General features: G+C 43.5%; 15 protein-coding genes and 1 tRNA gene. 4 read left to right on the plus strand and 12 right to left on the minus strand.

Features of this window, described 5'->3' with window-relative positions:
- Positions 1–118 precede the first annotated feature (118 nt).
- The gene (gene rpe / locus GGE08_RS12330) at positions 119–778 is read left to right on the plus strand and encodes a ribulose-phosphate 3-epimerase (protein WP_179385191.1); all 660 of its coding nucleotides are present in this window, start codon (positions 119–121) and stop codon (positions 776–778) included.
- Positions 778–1,764 carry a YpdA family putative bacillithiol disulfide reductase gene (locus GGE08_RS12335; protein ID WP_179385192.1) on the plus strand — a complete coding sequence of 329 codons (987 nt, stop codon included), beginning with the start codon at positions 778–780 and terminating at the stop codon, positions 1,762–1,764. Before rpe ends, GGE08_RS12335 begins: the two co-directional genes overlap by 1 nt.
- A 6-nt stretch (positions 1,765–1,770) precedes the next feature.
- Here GGE08_RS12335 and GGE08_RS12340 read toward each other — a convergent pair whose 3' ends face one another.
- The 4 genes from GGE08_RS12340 to GGE08_RS12355 form a co-directional block, all read right to left on the minus strand.
- The gene (locus GGE08_RS12340; protein ID WP_179385193.1) at positions 1,771–2,814 is read right to left on the minus strand and encodes a D-alanine--D-alanine ligase; all 1,044 of its coding nucleotides are present in this window, start codon (positions 2,812–2,814) and stop codon (positions 1,771–1,773) included.
- Positions 2,815–2,819: 5 nt separating this feature from the next.
- On the minus strand, positions 2,820–3,536 hold the full coding sequence (locus GGE08_RS12345) for an NRDE family protein (RefSeq protein WP_179385194.1): 717 nt from the start codon (positions 3,534–3,536) through the stop codon (positions 2,820–2,822).
- Complete coding sequence (locus GGE08_RS12350) at positions 3,524–4,009, minus strand: DinB family protein (RefSeq protein ID WP_179385195.1); 486 nt, start codon at positions 4,007–4,009, stop codon at positions 3,524–3,526. The genes GGE08_RS12345 and GGE08_RS12350 overlap by 13 nt, the downstream gene beginning before the upstream one ends.
- A gap of 65 nt (positions 4,010–4,074) precedes the next feature.
- Positions 4,075–4,518 carry a YHS domain-containing (seleno)protein gene (locus GGE08_RS12355; RefSeq protein WP_179385196.1) on the minus strand — a complete coding sequence of 148 codons (444 nt, stop codon included), beginning with the start codon at positions 4,516–4,518 and terminating at the stop codon, positions 4,075–4,077.
- Between the two features lie 412 nt (positions 4,519–4,930).
- On the opposite strand from GGE08_RS12355, the gene GGE08_RS12360 reads away from it, so the two are divergent.
- Together GGE08_RS12360 and GGE08_RS12365 are read left to right on the plus strand one after the other, a co-directional pair.
- Complete coding sequence (locus GGE08_RS12360; protein ID WP_179385197.1) at positions 4,931–5,506, plus strand: hypothetical protein; 576 nt, start codon at positions 4,931–4,933, stop codon at positions 5,504–5,506.
- Between the two features lie 219 nt (positions 5,507–5,725).
- Positions 5,726–8,125, plus strand: coding sequence for a hybrid sensor histidine kinase/response regulator (locus tag GGE08_RS12365; RefSeq protein ID WP_179385198.1), 2,400 nt, complete (start codon positions 5,726–5,728; stop codon positions 8,123–8,125).
- Positions 8,126–8,175: 50 nt separating this feature from the next.
- On the opposite strand, the gene GGE08_RS12370 is transcribed toward GGE08_RS12365, so the two are convergent.
- The 8 genes from GGE08_RS12370 to GGE08_RS12405 all read right to left on the minus strand — a co-directional run bounded on the left by GGE08_RS12370 (position 8,176) and on the right by GGE08_RS12405 (position 16,642).
- Positions 8,176–8,252 (minus strand) — tRNA-Arg (locus GGE08_RS12370).
- A gap of 13 nt (positions 8,253–8,265) precedes the next feature.
- Positions 8,266–8,718 (minus strand): GatB/YqeY domain-containing protein, encoded by a 453-nt coding sequence (locus tag GGE08_RS12375; RefSeq protein ID WP_179385199.1) that lies wholly within the window; start codon positions 8,716–8,718, stop codon positions 8,266–8,268.
- 100 nt (positions 8,719–8,818) lie between these two features.
- Positions 8,819–10,822 carry a cell division protein FtsZ gene (ftsZ, locus tag GGE08_RS12380; protein ID WP_179385200.1) on the minus strand — a complete coding sequence of 668 codons (2,004 nt, stop codon included), beginning with the start codon at positions 10,820–10,822 and terminating at the stop codon, positions 8,819–8,821.
- Between the two features lie 27 nt (positions 10,823–10,849).
- Positions 10,850–12,184: a cell division protein FtsA gene (gene ftsA, locus GGE08_RS12385; RefSeq protein WP_179385201.1), complete on the minus strand. Its 1,335-nt coding sequence runs from the start codon at positions 12,182–12,184 to the stop codon at positions 10,850–10,852.
- 3 nt (positions 12,185–12,187) lie between these two features.
- Positions 12,188–12,907, minus strand: coding sequence for a cell division protein FtsQ/DivIB (locus tag GGE08_RS12390; protein ID WP_179385202.1), 720 nt, complete (start codon positions 12,905–12,907; stop codon positions 12,188–12,190).
- On the minus strand, positions 12,897–14,246 hold the full coding sequence (murC, locus tag GGE08_RS12395; protein WP_179385203.1) for a UDP-N-acetylmuramate--L-alanine ligase: 1,350 nt from the start codon (positions 14,244–14,246) through the stop codon (positions 12,897–12,899). The genes GGE08_RS12390 and murC overlap by 11 nt, the downstream gene beginning before the upstream one ends.
- A gap of 112 nt (positions 14,247–14,358) precedes the next feature.
- Positions 14,359–15,450: an undecaprenyldiphospho-muramoylpentapeptide beta-N-acetylglucosaminyltransferase gene (gene murG / locus GGE08_RS12400; RefSeq protein ID WP_179385204.1), complete on the minus strand. Its 1,092-nt coding sequence runs from the start codon at positions 15,448–15,450 to the stop codon at positions 14,359–14,361.
- Entirely contained in the window at positions 15,437–16,642 is a 1,206-nt protein-coding gene (locus GGE08_RS12405; protein WP_179385205.1) for an FtsW/RodA/SpoVE family cell cycle protein, read from the minus strand. The genes murG and GGE08_RS12405 overlap by 14 nt, the downstream gene beginning before the upstream one ends.
- Positions 16,643–16,644: the final 2 nt, after the last annotated feature.

Here is a 16,644-nt window from a genome sequence, read left to right on the forward strand (position 1 = left end):
ATTTAGTAGGATATAACAGTTTATCATGACTGTTCGTTTTTTGATTGATGAATAAACTCCGGCTGATTACCGGAGTTTTTTTCGTTTAAAGATGGCCCTAATTGGCTAACTTTGTAACATGAACAAATCAATGATTGCCCCTTCGCTACTGGCATCCGACTTTGCCAATCTTCAACAGGAAATAGAAATGGTAAATCAAAGTGATGCCGATTGGTTCCATTTGGATATCATGGACGGGGTATTCGTACCCAATATTTCCTTTGGAATGCCTGTGATAGAAGCCATTGCCAAGCATGCCAAAAAACCGTTGGACACCCATTTAATGATTGTTGACCCAGATAGGTACATCAAAACTTTTGGTGATTTGGGGATAGACCACCTTACCGTCCACTACGAAGCATGTCCACATTTGCATAGAACATTGCAAGCCATTAAGGCCGAGGGGATGAAAGCTGGTGTGGCCATTAACCCGCACACTTCGGTGAATTTGTTGGAAGATACCATTCAGGATATTGATATTGTTCTTGTGATGAGCGTAAACCCTGGATTTGGCGGACAATCCTTTATCGAGAACACCTATCAAAAAGTAGCCGACCTGAAAGAACTCATCAACCGCAAGAATGCGAAAACCTTAATCGAGATCGATGGAGGGGTAAATGCAGAAAACGCCAAAAAACTGGTGGACCATGGAGCAGATGTGCTGGTAGCGGGCAGTTTTGTGTTCAAAAGTGAAGACCCAACGGCTACCATTAAAGAATTAAAGGAAAAAATTGCCTAATGCAGGAGTTTGATGTTGTCATTATTGGAGGCGGTCCCATTGGGATTGCGTGCGGATTGGAAGCGAAAAAACAAGGGATTTCCTATATCATCATTGAAAAAGGGACCATAGTGAATTCATTGTTCAATTATCCGGTGAACATGCAGTTTTTCTCTTCCTCGGAGAAGTTGGAAATCGATAATATACCCTTTATCAGTAAGGAGGCCAAACCCAAACGCAATGAAGCTTTGGAATACTACCGTAGGATTGTGACGTCCAACCAACTCAACATTCATCTATTTGAAAAAGTGCTGGATACCGAAAAACAGGAAGATTCCTTTTTGGTAAAAACTGATAAGGGTGAATATGTTGCGAAAAATGTAGTACTCGCCACTGGCTTTTACGATTTGCCCAACACCATCAATGTCCCCGGGGAGGATTTGCCCAAGGTATCGCATTATTACAACGACCCCCATTTTTATGCCAGTCAAAAACTGGCTGTTATTGGGGCCAGTAACTCGGCGATAGACGCGGCATTGGAGTGTTGGCGCAAAGGTGCCGAGGTCACCTTGATCATCCGTGGCCCGGAGGTAGGCCCAAGGGTAAAATATTGGGTACGCCCCGACATCATCAACCGTATTGAGGAAGGCAGTATCAAGGCGTATTACAATTCGACGGTCAAGGAAATCAGGTCCAACGAGATTATCATCGAAACCCCAGACGGTGAAGTTGTTTTGGAGAACGATTTTGTACTGGCACTTACCGGGTATCGTCCCAATTTTGCCTTTTTGGAAAAACTGGGGATTGCATTATCCGACGACGCGAAACGATTGCCCAACTATGACCCGGAAACCATGGAAACCAATGTCGAGGGCCTATTTTTGGCAGGCGTCATCTGTGGCGGAATGGAAACCCATAAATGGTTTATCGAGAACTCCCGTATCCACGCACCCATTATCATGAATGCGATCAAGCGTAAATTGGAATTGGCGGAACAGAAGGCGTAATAGGTTTCAATGGAATTTTAAACGGGACTGCAAGGCTCCGTTTTGCTTCAGCATAGACCTGCCATCACGAAAACTCAGGTAAGCATGTCCTTTTTGGTTGTTGAGAATGCTGATTTCACATAACATGCCCCAGTGGCGTGCCACTTCTCTCCATGCCCACCATAAGGAATGCTTGGGATCGTAAATATGGGTCGCTTCCCCTCCTGCCCCGTTCACTTCGATAATGCTAAAGTTGCGACCTTGACACAAATCTTCAAAGGAGTTGCACAGCACATCCAACCGTCCATAGTAAAACCCGTTCATTTGAGAGCAGATGGCATCGATGGTTTCCTCCAAATCTTTATTGATGCGATGGCTGATATCCATAAACTTGGCCCCGCGGGTATGGCTTCCGTAGGGGACTAAAACAAATGTTTCCCCGTCTTTCAGCACTTCTTCCAACTGGTTACCGTATTTCTTTTGCAATACTTTTAATTGTAGATGACTGCGCGGGTTCTTCTTAATAAGTTCCAACATACTGCTATGGCCATCGCCAGTGATGGAAAGAAACTCCTTGGCCACCACTCCGGTAACCGTACCTGATGGTTCCCCGGGCCTGCGCACATAAAAAACGCCCACTTCTTTTTGATACGGAATCAGTTCCTGCACCAAAAAATGGGAAGGGCTCCATTCCACATACTGCGCAAATTCATCTTTATGATGAATCTTCTCTACACCAAAGGCCTTCATCCCAATATCCGGCTTGGCAATAAATGGGAAATCAATGCCTTGGTCCCCTATGCGTTCCAAGGTCTCGTCAGCAGCGGCATTTTTATCCACGAACAAGGTTTTGGGGATGAACTGTGGAGGGATCATTTGATAGATGTCCATTTTGGAAATCATCGCCATGCCACCATTCTTCATACCCGGATTGGCGGCGTTAAAAAAGAATATTGATCTCGCTTTGAAGGAATAGTAAAGCCACACAGGAAACATGGGATAGTAGATCAACCAAAAGGGCCAATATTCCCAATGAGTGATACGATGCCATGTCAGTTTGAAAAAATCCATGGCTTTTAGAGCGTAAGTTGGTTGGATGTAAAAGGCACTTGAAAAGACCTATCGTTCCGTAAATCCAAATGTCTCATTGTGGTTCCGTCACTATCCAAAACCACTTGGGTGACACTAAAGGTTTTTAATCCGGTTTCCCGATCAATGATAAACCCATTTTCAAAATCGTATTGGTTATTGGAATGGAAATCCAATATCTTTTCAAACGAAACAGCATTCGTATCCGCCATGAACTTCTCAAACAACTGTTTTCGGTGTGCAATGACATCATCATGATATAAAGTTGCGGATGACCAAATATGATTCTCTTGGGGATCCAAGGGCTTAAAATATTTCTGGTGACCATCCCATCTGAATTCCAATAGTTTCTTATGAAAAAGCACCAAGGTAAAGGGCTCGATTCGATATAGATCCATCTCTTGCAAGAACACAAAGGGCTCTTCTGATGCTATGATATCCAACAGCACCAATCCCCTACTCTTGGCATACTTTCCGTTTGATGCGTGATTTACGAAGGCCCCGTTGAGCAGCACGGCTACGGCGCCATCTTCCTTCAGTGCGAACCAGGTACCTCCCGCCTTGGGGTCTTTGGGAAAAAGTACTTTAACCTTACCTATCCGCTCTTCGTTTGGCTTATGGGCAGAGGGGCGAGATATATGTTCGTCCCTGTTGGAGGTAATCCAATAATTTTCACCTTGCGAAATAAAGCTTACTGTGCACATTCCTTTCTGTATTGCATGGTAGATGGCGCTACTCCAAAGGAGTCTGGTAGCTGTTGGGCGGAAAAATGCCGAATCCCAACCTTGATCAAGGCTTGGTGATGTATGGTGTGCTCCAAATTGTACATCACCTCCCTAAAATAATTGGACTCCAGATTACTTTCTTCACCACCCAGTTCATAGCTGATCCGAATTGACTTGTTCGGTTTTACCAAATGCCCTTGAATGTAGGAAATGCGTTCCAGGGCATAATTCAAATCCTGTTCAATTTGAAGGTTACGCTCCCTACGGTCGTATGAAATCTCGGAAAGGTCGTATCCATGTATCAAACAGAGGTAAAGTTCGATTACATGTCGGGTATGCTGCCCTATGGAAGCATTGGACAAGGTTTCGCAGGATTGGGAATAACAGTCGGCCGGCAACTCTAAAAGCACCTGCTTAAACTGCTCCAAGGTTTCCAAGGATGATTTGAACATGATAGTTTAGATATTGGTTTTGTATTCGTTTTTTGATCAATTGGAGTATAAGATAGAAAGAATAATCAATTCTTGATCCGCTCCCAGTTTTTATCTGCCCTGGAAACCAATTCGTTCGGAGATTCGTTGCGCCAAAATTCCAAGGTGTTGTTTTTGCCTTTATTATAAAATAGATAGAGTTTATCTTCCCTGATTTCATACGTAAGTGGGTCTACACTCACCTTTTTACCATTAACGGCAACAGCATAGGCACAATAGCCCCCATATTGTGGCAAATAGGCCTTTGGGTCGCTCTGGAACTTTTGCAAATGGGCTTTGCTCGCAAATTGGAATTTGGTACCGTCGTATGTTGTAGTAAACTCCTTTTTTCCTTCCAACGGTTGCCCTTGAAAATAGGAGACGACATCGTAACCTTCGACGGCATAGCCCCCTTTGGTGTTATAATCCACGGCTTGGGCAAAACCAAAAGTTCCGATTAACAGAAAAAGTGTATTAAAAATTAAGCGCATAGTCTTTTTTATTAGATGGTTTGTATAGTGAATCAGCTCACTACTCCACCTTTAGTCCATAACCAGATACATTCCTTTCAGTTGATGTGCTGAATAATTCAATTTGAAGCGAAGCGATGCTTCAATTTTTGGATGAAGTAATTCCAATAATGAGATTAAAAATGGTCAGAAGCATTAAAATTTCGTAGGATAAATCTTATTCCATTTTTCACAGATCAACCCAAAAGGCCCATCCGTCAATTCAAAAGGGGCATCCGTCAATTGGTTCAAAATCGGATAAAATCTCCATCTAACTTTGACATCGAAACAAACAACCTCCATCTAAGATTTTGGCCAACGAAGGGTAAAGAAACACTAACTGTGAAAACCCGAAACCAAGTCCAAAATGGAACCTTAACAAAGATCAAAAATTATGAAAACAACAACAACTTTGAGTTTTTTGAAAATGGGTCTGTATGCGATTATGGGCCTTAGTGTACTCTTAACCTCTTGTTCCCCTGAAGACGGAAAGGATGGTATTGACGGTATTGACGGTATTGATGGCAAAGATGGGGCCCAAGGGCCTGCTGGACAAGATGGGAATGCCAATGTGATAGCTTCGGATTGGCAGACAATTCAGTGGGATGAAGGATCGCTTCCTAATTTTGGCACCATGTTAATCGATGTAAAGGATATCGATTTGGAAGAATTTATAGCAACTGGTGGTGTGGTGATGGTTTATTTAAGATTTAGACAAGAAGGCGTATTCGATGAAATAGTACCTCTTCCATTTACAGATGCTGAAACCTATTTCTACTTTTCTATATTCTCTAATGAAAGCGTGTCTGGTGTATTGTTAAGAGCCACCAATCCGAACGATAGTATTTTTGTTTATGAAGATACCGAAACATTTACTGTCCGTTACGTACTAGTACCAGCAAATGTGTCAGAAGCAAACGAGTTAAATCTGAACAACTATAAAGAGGCTTCCAAGATTCTAGGGCTATAAACCTACCTATTACATATGGAACCACGCAAGCCCGATGCACATCGTTTATGTCGCATCGGGCTTATTCTTTGTTCGTTTATCGAAGATTTTGGCATTACATCGCACCATATCCCTAGAAAAGCCTGTTAAACGCATAAAATGAAATAAACCGGGCATTGGCAGCGTTCAAAACAAGAAATATGTTCGCTATCCCAATGGCGGACCCAAAAAGCCTACTTCATGCGCCGCATAACTCCCCCCACATCCTATGCCGGTATTTCGGTCCTGTTTTTATTATGGTCCATCGTCTGCAATGCACAACTGCATCCAGAAAAAATCGATTCCGATATTATTTCCCTTCGTTCCCAAACCTCTCTGTTTTTCGCAGGAGAAAAAGCTTATAACTTTAAGGAAATCCAAGGACATAAAGAAGCGGATTTTGTTCCATTGACCAGTGTAAAGGAAAACCTCGGGTTTTCCAATGAGTATTATTGGTTACAATTCACATTGGACAACCCAACTGAGGAGTTTGGCAATTATTACTTGGAAACTGCCAGACCCATTACAGATGTGGTTGAACTTTTTTTGGTGGATGAAAACGGAAATGTGAAGAAGCAAAGCAGCGGTGATCAAATCCCGTTTGCCAAAAAGAGTGTCCAGCATAGAAAATCAATTTTTGACATACGGCTAAAGCCCCATGAAAAGTTACAGGCTTTTTTACACCTAAAAAGTGATGGTGAAGTGGTCATGCTTCCCATGAACCTATACCAAGAGAGCAGCTTTTTTGAACTCACCTACAAAGAGCAGGTGTTCTACGGTTTCTTTTACGGGATTTTGATTCTCGCCTGCATCATTTACCTATTCTTCTTTTTTGCCTTAAGGGACCGGGCCTTTTTGTATTACCCGCTTTATGTACTTTTTATTGCATTGATGCAGTTCTCGTTAGATGGCTTTTTCCATCAATATTTTACCCCACAGGGAGGATGGCTGTCCGATCGGGCCGTACTGTTGACGGCTTTTGTTTCCCTTTTCTTTTTTGGCAAATATGGTGGCTCCTACCTCGATTTGAAAAAAAATAGCCCTGTGTTGCACATCGCCAACCAGGTATTGGCCTTTTCTTTGATTGTAGGACTAACCCTATTGGCCGTTGCTCCCTCATTTGAGTACTGTTATCCATTGGCCAACGGATTGGGCATCTTGGTTTTGGCCCACATGATTGTATCCATTGTGGTGTTGAAAATCAAAAAAGTAAAAATTGATCCTTATTTCATCATAGGTATTTCCTTCCTGCTTATAGGGTTTATCGTTTTTATCCTGAACAATTTCAATGCCATCGAAAATTCATTCCTTACCAGTAATGGAGCCAAATTTGGGATTGGATTGGAAATCGCATTTCTGTCCATTTCCATGATCAATAGAATCAGGGACCTCAGGATGCAAAATGAGCAAAACCAACTATTGGCACTGCAACGAGCGGAAGATATGAACCAAATCAAATCGTCCTTTTTATCCAATATCAGCCATGAATTGCGAACGCCGTTAAACTTGATCATGGCGGTAGCCTCTTCACTCAAAGAGGAAAAACAGGATAAGGAACTTGAAGAAAAATGCAAAATGATTCTGAACTCGTCCAAGAACCTTTTGGGGCATATTGAAGACATTCTGGATTTTACCGTTATCGAAAAGGGAGACCAAGAACTCAAAGAGGTACCCTTTGAACTAAAACCTGCTTTGCAGAGAATACTAAATCAACAACGAAAAAAAGCTCTTGCCAAAGGATTGGATTTTACAGATGTGGTTGATGCGAGTTTACCAGCCCGAATCGTAGGCGATAAGGCCAAGCTCACCCAAATCCTAAATCACTTATTGGACAATGCCATTAAGTTTACCAACGTAGGCGGTGTGGAGATAGCCATTGATTGTAACAAGAAAGGTAATCGGACGTCGCTTCAGTTTACAATCAAGGATACGGGGATTGGTATATCCAAGGAAAAAATGAGTACGGTATTTGAATCGTTCACCAAGAAATCGTTTATGGACAAGCGGGAGTTTAGTGGATTGGGCCTAGGGCTTTATATCGTAAAAACCTATGTTGATCTACAGGAGGGAACCGTTGAATTTGCAAGCAATGAACCTAAGGGTACCATCTGTAAATTGAATCTGAATTTTGAAATTGAGGAAGATGAAGAGATTTTGGACATTGTACCCAATACAAGTATCCGTCCAGAGGAACCAAAAGCCTGTAGTGTGCTATTGGTGGAGGACAACAAAATGAACCAAACAGTGGTTAAACTGCTCTTTAAAAAGAGTTGGCCAAAAGCGAAGCTGTACATTGCCAACCATGGAAAAGAGGCACTTGAACTGCTCACAAAAGAAAGCTTTGATTTTATTTTGATGGATCTGCAAATGCCCGAAATGGATGGTTTTGAGACCACGTCCATCATAAGAAGCGGAAAAGCTTCCTGTGAGCCTGAAATTCCAATTATTGTATTGACAGCCGACAACACCGCAAAAACCCGCAAGAAGATTTTTGAACTAGGCGCCAACGACTTACTGACAAAACCCGTCAATGGACCCCGTTTGTTGGCAAAAATGCAGAAAAGTATACTGCCCGATACGGACATAGACAAGGTGGCCTAAACCTTCCAAAAACAAAAAAGCAAGCTTAAAACTAAAGCTTGCTTTTTTTGTGGTGACCCAGGGAGGATTCGAACCCCCAACCCTCAGAGCCGAAATCTGATATTCTATCCAGTTGAACTACTGGGCCAATATTTTTTAAACTATGAACTCAATTTTGCCTTAACAATGGCTGAAATGGTCTTCCCGTCAGCCTGCCCGGCCAATTCTTTGGAAACAATTCCCATTACCTTGCCCATATCCTGCATTCCCGATGCTCCGACCGAATCGATGGTCTGTACCACCACTTTTTCGATTTCTTCTTCGGTAAGTTGCTCTGGCAAAAACTTCTCGATCACGGCAACCTGAGCCAATTCTGGTTCTGCCAAATCCTCACGACCTTGCTCTTGGTAAATTACAGCACTATCCTTCCGCTGCTTTACCAATTTCTGAACCAATTTTATCTCATCCTCTTCGGACAACTCCGCTCCAGCACCTTTATCGGTTTTGGCCAGTAAAATTGCTGACTTAATGGCTCTTAATGCTTCCAAGGCAACAGTATCCTTTGCCTTCATCGCGGCCTTCATTTCTGTCATTACCTTATCCTGCAAACCCATGTATTCTTATTTAGAGCGCGAAGATAAAAAATAAACCCGAAAGTATGGTCACCTTCGGGTTTATGCTTTCCATAAAAAATGGATGTTAATCTAAACACTACTAATCAACATTATCGTGCAAAAAAGAGTTGTTGGAGCGCAATTGCAAATCATCGTTACTATCCTCTCCCAAAGTGGTCCTAGAGACTTTCTGTTCCTTTGGAACATCATTCAGGTCCACTCCTTGCCTTTTGTAAGCAGGCTCTTTTTCAATGTCGTCTATACTGCTCCTGTTGTTTTGGAACTTATAGTTAAAATTTTTCAGTTTTCTTCTGCGCTCATCGGCACGGTTCTTCAAGATATCGCTGATGGAACTGTTCATGGGGTCAAGGCTATCCATGGTTTCCTCGTTTTTTCCAGAACCTTCGCCCTCTTCCACTTTCACGGTCTTCTTCTCAAAAACCAGCTCGTTCTCCACTAATTTTGGCTCGTGGGTCTCCGCTTTGGATTTGGCACCTGTCAACCTTTCCTCCAATTCCATATACTCTTGGAGGTCGTATCTAGTCTCGCCCTCTTTCTTGTATTCCAAAACAGGTTTTACCTCTACGTAGTCGTTTACCTCTACATCCCCTAAACCATCATCATCCAGATTAAAGGTTACGGTATGTTCCTTTTCATCCGACTCCTCGGTTTCGTTGTTCAAAGGCATATCAAAGCTAAGCGTAAACTGGTCTTCGTTACTCTTTGATGGTACCACTTCGGCATCTATCACATCAAAATTATTGATAACATTCTTTGCCTCTATAATAACAAAATCATCCTCCACCTTATCTGCGACTACTTCCTCATAGAACACATTGAAGTTTCTGATATAGCTCGTGGTCGGAATCAAATCGGGATCCTTTGATGGTATTTTTGGTGCTACCTTCTCCTCTTCCATTTCCATATCCATATCCAAGGTATGCTTCACCACTTTCGGTTCTGGCTGAGGGGTTGGCTCCGGTTGTGGAGCCGGTACTTTTTCCGTTTGGACTTCTTGCACCGAGGTAGATTCCGGTGTCAAGTCTTGCTCCGCGATTTGTTCGTCTTCCAAGGTATAAAACACCTTTTTGGACTCTGTATTTACAATATTGTCCTGCTGGTCAACATTGAATCCTGTCGCAATAACAGTAACTGCAATGGCTTCACCAAGGCTTTCATCTTCTCCTACCCCCATGATGATGTTGGCTCCGTGACCTGCCTCTATTTGAATATGGTCGTTGATCTCACCGATTTCATCGATGGTGATTTCCTGCGAACCGGAAACAATCAATAGCAACACATTTTTGGCCCCGTTGATCTTATTATCGTTCAATAATGGCGAATCCAAAGCCTTCATGATGGCCTCCGTTGCCCTTGCAGAACCGGACGCCGTCGCGGAGCCCATAATGGCAGTACCACTATTGGACAGTACCGTCTTGGCATCCCTAAGGTCAATGTTCTGGGTGTAGTGATGCGTAATTACCTCTGCAATACCCCTTGCTGCAGTGGCCAAAACTTCATCAGCTTTTGAGAAACCTGCCTTAAACCCAAGATTGCCGTATACTTCCCTAAGCTTGTTGTTGTTGATGACGATCAGGGAGTCCACATTGGCACGAAGCTTTTCAATCCCCATCTGTGCTTGCTTGTTCCGCATGGCTCCTTCAAACTGGAACGGCATGGTAACAATCCCTACAGTAAGAACATCCATTTCCTTGGCCAACTTGGCTATTACGGGAGCCGCACCTGTTCCGGTTCCACCGCCCATTCCGGCCGTAATAAATGCCATTTTGGTATTGTGCTCCAACATGGCCTTTAAATCTTCCATACTTTCCAAAGCGGCCTGCTCCCCAATTTCTGGGTTGGCCCCTGCACCCAATCCTTCCGTAAGGGATACCCCTAGCTGGATTTTGTTGGGCACCGGACTGTTTTGCAAGGCTTGGGCATCGGTGTTACAGATTACAAAATCCACTCCGTTGATACCGGCCTGGAACATGTGGTTGATGGCATTGCTTCCACCTCCACCAACTCCAATTACTTTAATTACGTTGCTCTTGTTCTTGGGCAAATCAAAAGCGATGTTGTCAAATTCAGTGTTCTTACTCATGACAGTTGTGTTTCTCTATTGGGGTTATTATTCTGCGTTGTCCAAAAAGTCCTTCAACTTTTCTGACCATTTATCAAAAATGGATTTTCTCTCCGGATGGGTAGCTGCGTTGGTTTTCGCTCCCATCTCGTTTTCCTCGCCAACCAATACTTCTTCCTCCTTGAGTTCTTCTTCTTGGTGCTGCACCTTTCTATTTTTCTTCTTGGCCTCCAAAGAGTTCATCAACAATCCGACCGCCGTTGCATAGAGTGGACTGGCCACTTCTTCATCGGAATCTCCCGCTAGATGCTCGTTTGGATAACCAATTCTGGTATCCATGCCAGTTATGTATTCCACCAATTGTTTCAAGTGTTTCAATTGGCTTCCCCCACCGGTCAGCACAATACCAGCAATCAACTTTTTCTTTTGTTCCTCGTGGCCATAATTTTTGATTTCCACATAAACCTGCTCCACGATTTCCACCACTCGGGCGTGAATGATCTTCGAAAGGTTTTTCAAGGTGATTTCCTTGGGCTCACGGCCTCTTAATCCCGGAATGGATACGATTTCATTGTCCTTGTTCTCTCCGGGCCAGGCGGAACCAAATTTTATTTTAAGTAATTCGGCCTGCTTCTCAATAATGGAGCAGCCTTCTTTGATGTCTTCTGTGATGACGTTACCTCCAAATGGAATAACAGAGGTATGACGGATGATGCCGTCCTTGAAAATGGCCAAATCCGTGGTTCCACCACCTATATCGATTAAGGCTACACCAGCTTCTTTCTCCTCTTGGCTCAATACGGCATCTGCGGATGCCAAGGGTTCCAAGGTGATGTTCCCCAAGTCCAATCCAGCACTTTTGATGCACCTTCCAATATTTTTTATGGAGGACACTTGTCCGACAACCACATGAAAATTGGCCTCCAATCGACCACCGTACATTCCCACGGGCTCCTTGATTTCGGACTGACCGTCCACTTTGTACTCCTGAGGCAGCACATGAATGATTTCCTCACCCGGAAGCATTACCAATTTATACACTTGGTTGCAAAGCTTGTCCAAATCATCATTGTCTATCACTTCTTCCGAGTTGGGACGGGTGATGTAATCACTGTGGTGTAGGCTTCGGATGTGCTGGCCTGCAATGCCAACTACAACGGAGCCGATTTTTAGGCCAGAATTCAACTCGGCCTGTTCCACTGCCTGCTGTATGGACGAAATGGTCTGTGTGATATTGTTGACCACACCACGGTGAACACCCAAGCTTTTAGACCGCCCGGTGCCCAAAATCTCAATTTTCCCATACTCATTTTCCCTACCAATGATCGCCACGATCTTGGTAGTTCCTATATCCAACCCAACTGAATAATTACCTTGTTCCATACGTTAAATTTTGGTGCAAACCACTTGATTGTTGAATTCCAAACTCACTGTTGCATAATCCTCCAAGGAATTGTCCTTGGCTGCCTTTGCATAAAAGGCCATAAAATTTTTGAACTTTTTGTTCAAATTGTCCACTCCGCCCAAATTCACCACAAAGTTTTCCATGCGGAACTTGAGCTGATATTTATTTTCATCCTCGATATGTATCCCAATGACATTTTTTCGTAAAAAATCATCATTGTTGATATAGTCCAAAATCACATAGGCGTCCTCAAGGGTTTTCCCTGTGATTTTCCCTGTAATGATGGGCACCCTTGCTGAATGGTATCTTGACAACGGCATGCGTTTGCCCTCATCATCCAAATAAAATTTGGAGGCACCTTCTATTCTTCCAATTGGCTTTCGCTGAACAATCTTGGATACAAGTTCCCCGTTTACAGTGAGATAGACCTGGGCATTTTTGACCATATCGTTGGATAGTATAACCTCCTCTATGCTATTCAAAACTAACTGTTCTTTGGGCCTATTCTCTAGGGCTCCGTATTTTTGTATTAACAATTTATTAACCGCATCTTCAGTTAAATACAAATTGTTTTCACCAACAAATTTTACGGTCATACCCTGCACCGTTCTGCGTTCGTTTCTTTGGTCGGCAAAACCGTAAAGCGCAATTACGGCAACCGACAAAAATGCGAGTTTGATGTAATCCCAATTAATGCGCATAACCCAATATGTTTTTGATTTTTGGCACTTCCATTCCAATATCCCCTGCTCCAAGGACAACCAAAACCCCTGTTTTGCAGTTCTTTACCTCTTCCAATAATTCCGATTTCGACATCAGTTTTTTATTGGGGTTTTCTATTTTATCCAACAGCCATTGCGATGTGACACCCTCAATAGGTTCTTCTCGGGCCGGGTAAATGTCCAATAGGATGATTTCATCAAAATCGGAGAGACTTGCCGCAAAATCATCTGCAAAATCTTGTGTGCGCGAAAAAAGATGGGGCTGAAAAATCACCGTTATCCTTTCCCCAGCGTGCATTTCGCGAATCGCTTGGTGCACTGCACTGATTTCCGTTGGATGATGCGCATAGTCATCGATAAACACAAAATCTTCTTCCTTGATTTGATATGAAAACCTGCGCTGAACCCCCTTGAAAGTCTCCAAAGCTTTGGCAAGGCGGTGAGGTGGGCAACCTGTTTGCACCGCCATCGCAAAAGCAGCTAATCCATTGAGCAGATTGTGTCTGCCCGGCTTGTTGAACTTTACGTCCTTGATAACCTCGGAAGGTGTTACGATATCAAATATGTAGGCTCCATGTTCAATTTTGATGTTTTCTATGCAGTAATCAGCACCATCCTCTATGCCAAAAGTGGTTCCTTCCAAAGGAAGTCCCTTGCGTACGAAGAGCTTTCCACCCGGCTTGATTCTTTCCACAAATTCACGGAATGAATGCTCCAACTCCTCCTTGGTACCGTAGATATCCAAATGGTCGGCATCCATGGATGTGACACAGGCGACCGTTGGTGTTAATCGTAAAAAGGAACGATCGAACTCATCAGCCTCCACTACCGAATATTCGGTGCCATCCAACACAAAGTTGCTATCGAAATCTTCAGAAATACCGCCCAAAAATGCGGTCATGGGCAATTCACACTCCTTCAGCAAATGGGCCAAAATACTGGACGTAGTGGTTTTACCGTGTGTACCAGCAACAGCCAAACAAAAGGAATCCTTGGTGATGATGCCCAACACCTCCGAACGCTTTTTAAAGTTGAAACCTCCGTTTTTGTAAAACTGGAATTCGGAATGCTTTGAAGGAACTGCAGGAGTATAGACCACCAAAGTATTCGGATGCTTGAAGGTATCGGAAATCAAATCGACATTATCCTCAAAATGCACGGAAATACCCTTCTCCATCAAGTCATCGGTAATGGGCGTTGGGGTGCGATCATACCCTGCCACCTCTTTACCCACAAATTTGAAATAGCGCGCCAAGGCGGACATTCCAATGCCGCCAATTCCGATAAAATAAACGCTATGTATATCTTTCAAACTCATAAAGTCTTCCTCTCAGTTCGTGCACAACCAATAACAAAACTCAAGAACAACCGCACCTCTCGACTGCGCTCGAGGTGACACTTATCCATATTTTGCAAATCGTTTCCCTGCATTATTTCTTTAATAATTTTTCAATTTCATCCACAATATGTTCCGTAGCCTTGGGCATAGCCATTTTTCTAATGTTCTTTCCCAATTTTTCCTGGAGGGCTTCGGAGCCCATTAGGTTTGAAAAATTGGTTTCAAATTCGGCATCCAATTCATCCTCCTTAAGCATGATGGCGGCGTCTTTGGACACCAAGGCCTTTGCGTTTTGTGTTTGATGGTCCTCTGCCACATTGGGCGATGGTATAAAAATCACCGGTTTGCCCACCAAACAGAGTTCCGAAACCGAACCGGCACCGGCTCTTGAGATGATTACATCGGCAGCGGCGTAGGCCAAATCCATTCGATTGACAAAGGCCATAACTTTTACTGTATCCGAATCATGCGTTTTATAGGCTTCGTAATACAGTTTGCCGCATTGCCAGAGCACTCGGAGGTTTTGCTTTGCAAAAAAATCGACCTCCTTTTCTATCAATTGGTTGATTCTGCGGGCTCCAAGGCTCCCACCCAATACCAATACCGTTTTTTTATCTCCTTTCAGTCCAAAAAAATCAAGTGCTTCTTCTTTATTTTTCGAGACAGCAACCAAATCCGTGCGGATAGGATTTCCAGTTTTCACAATCTTTTCTTTTGGAAAAAATCGCTCCATCCCATCATAGGCCACGCAAATCTTCTCAGCCCTTGCCGCCAACAATTTGTTGGTGATGCCCGCAAAGGAATTTTGTTCCTGCAACACGCAGGGAACACCAGCCCTTTGGGCCATTCGCAGCAAAGGTCCGCTGGCAAAGCCACCCGTGCCAATGGCCACATGGGGTTTAAATTGTTTAATAATGTTGCGTGCTTCCAACAAACTACTTATCACTTTAAAGGGAAACATGAGATTCTTCAATGTCAGTTTCCGTTGTAATCCACTTATCCACAAGCCTTTGATTTCATACCCAGCTTGCGGTACTTTTTCCATTTCCATTTTATCCTTGGCTCCAACAAACAAGAATTTAGCATCGGGATATCTCCGCTTCAACTCGTTTGCGATGGCCACAGCCGGATAAATATGTCCGCCCGTTCCTCCTCCAGAAAGTATAAACCTATATCTGTCCACTTAATACTTCTAAAGGGTTTGTTTCATCTATTCCATGGGATTGCTCCTCTAGATTTTCCTTTTTGTTACTGGCACTCAATACAATTCCAATGGCCATGCAGGTCATCCAAATGGATGTTCCGCCCATACTGATCAACGGTAACGGCTGACCCGTAACCGGGAATAATTGTACCACCACCGCCATATTGATAAATGCCTGAAACACGATGGGCAAGCCTACGCCTATCACCAACAATTTTGAAAAAACCGTTTTGGACGAATGCGCCACAACCACAATACGAAACAGCAATAAGAGATAAAAGAAAAGCAAAGCTCCCCCGCCCAATAAGCCATATTCTTCAATGATGATGGCAAAAATGAAATCCGATGTACTTTGGGACAACATGTTCTTCATCACGCTTTTTCCTGCTCCTTTGCCCACTACGCCACCTTCGGCCACAGCAATCTGGGCCAAGGTCAACTGGTGCAGATCATCCTTATCCGCTTGCTCGGGATGGATAAAGGTTTCAATCCTTGATTTCCAAGTTCCAGCACGTTGTGGCAATACCTCTGGCGCCTTGAACAGCACAAACAGGAACATTCCTGCGAATACGATTCCAGTAGCCACCATGGCAAGCAAATATTTTAGGGGGTATCCTCCCAGAAAGCATAGCACCAATACCATTAGGCTAATGATGGCTGCGGTTGAAAAGTTTTCGGGAAGAATCAATAGCACCACCAAGGCAACTGGGAGCCAAAGCGGCAAAATACTTTCTTTAAAAGTAATCTTGACATCCTTGATTTTTGTTAGATATCTCGCAATCCAAATCATCAACACTACCGATGCCAAAGTGGAAGTCTGAAAATTGACCCCAACCAAAGGAATCTTGATCCATCGGTTGGCCGTTACCCCACCTATTCGGGTTTCCACAGTTAAGGTGTAAATCAACAACAGGATGACAATGGGCATGGCAATGATGGACAGCCCTTTGAAATAATGCGTAGGTATCCTGTGCACGGCGTAGATGATTCCGAAGCCCAAAAACAGGAGCACCGCATGCTTGACCAAATGGCCAAAAGTGGTCCCATCCCCGTTTACATAGACCAAATTGGTACTGGCGCTGTACACGGGCAAAAATGAGAAAAGTGCCAAGAGGGCCACTACGCCCCAAATGGCTTTATCACCTTTCAGATTTTTGAAAATTGCGAACACGT

The organism is Allomuricauda sp. ARW1Y1 (assembly GCF_013407935.1).
GTDB lineage: Bacteria > Bacteroidota > Bacteroidia > Flavobacteriales > Flavobacteriaceae > Flagellimonas.

Coding starts and splice junctions, on each gene's coding strand:
- rpe (WP_179385191.1), top strand. CDS start 119: ATGAACAAATCAATGATTGCCCCTTCGCTACTGGCATCCGACTTTGCC.
- GGE08_RS12335 (WP_179385192.1), top strand. CDS start 778: ATGCAGGAGTTTGATGTTGTCATTATTGGAGGCGGTCCCATTGGGATT.
- GGE08_RS12340 (WP_179385193.1), bottom strand. CDS start 2,814: ATGGATTTTTTCAAACTGACATGGCATCGTATCACTCATTGGGAATAT.
- GGE08_RS12345 (WP_179385194.1), bottom strand. CDS start 3,536: ATGTGCACAGTAAGCTTTATTTCGCAAGGTGAAAATTATTGGATTACC.
- GGE08_RS12350 (WP_179385195.1), bottom strand. CDS start 4,009: ATGTTCAAATCATCCTTGGAAACCTTGGAGCAGTTTAAGCAGGTGCTT.
- GGE08_RS12355 (WP_179385196.1), bottom strand. CDS start 4,518: ATGCGCTTAATTTTTAATACACTTTTTCTGTTAATCGGAACTTTTGGT.
- GGE08_RS12360 (WP_179385197.1), top strand. CDS start 4,931: ATGAAAACAACAACAACTTTGAGTTTTTTGAAAATGGGTCTGTATGCG.
- GGE08_RS12365 (WP_179385198.1), top strand. CDS start 5,726: ATGCGCCGCATAACTCCCCCCACATCCTATGCCGGTATTTCGGTCCTG.
- GGE08_RS12375 (WP_179385199.1), bottom strand. CDS start 8,718: ATGGGTTTGCAGGATAAGGTAATGACAGAAATGAAGGCCGCGATGAAG.
- ftsZ (WP_179385200.1), bottom strand. CDS start 10,822: ATGAGTAAGAACACTGAATTTGACAACATCGCTTTTGATTTGCCCAAG.
- ftsA (WP_179385201.1), bottom strand. CDS start 12,184: ATGGAACAAGGTAATTATTCAGTTGGGTTGGATATAGGAACTACCAAG.
- GGE08_RS12390 (WP_179385202.1), bottom strand. CDS start 12,907: ATGCGCATTAATTGGGATTACATCAAACTCGCATTTTTGTCGGTTGCC.
- murC (WP_179385203.1), bottom strand. CDS start 14,246: ATGAGTTTGAAAGATATACATAGCGTTTATTTTATCGGAATTGGCGGC.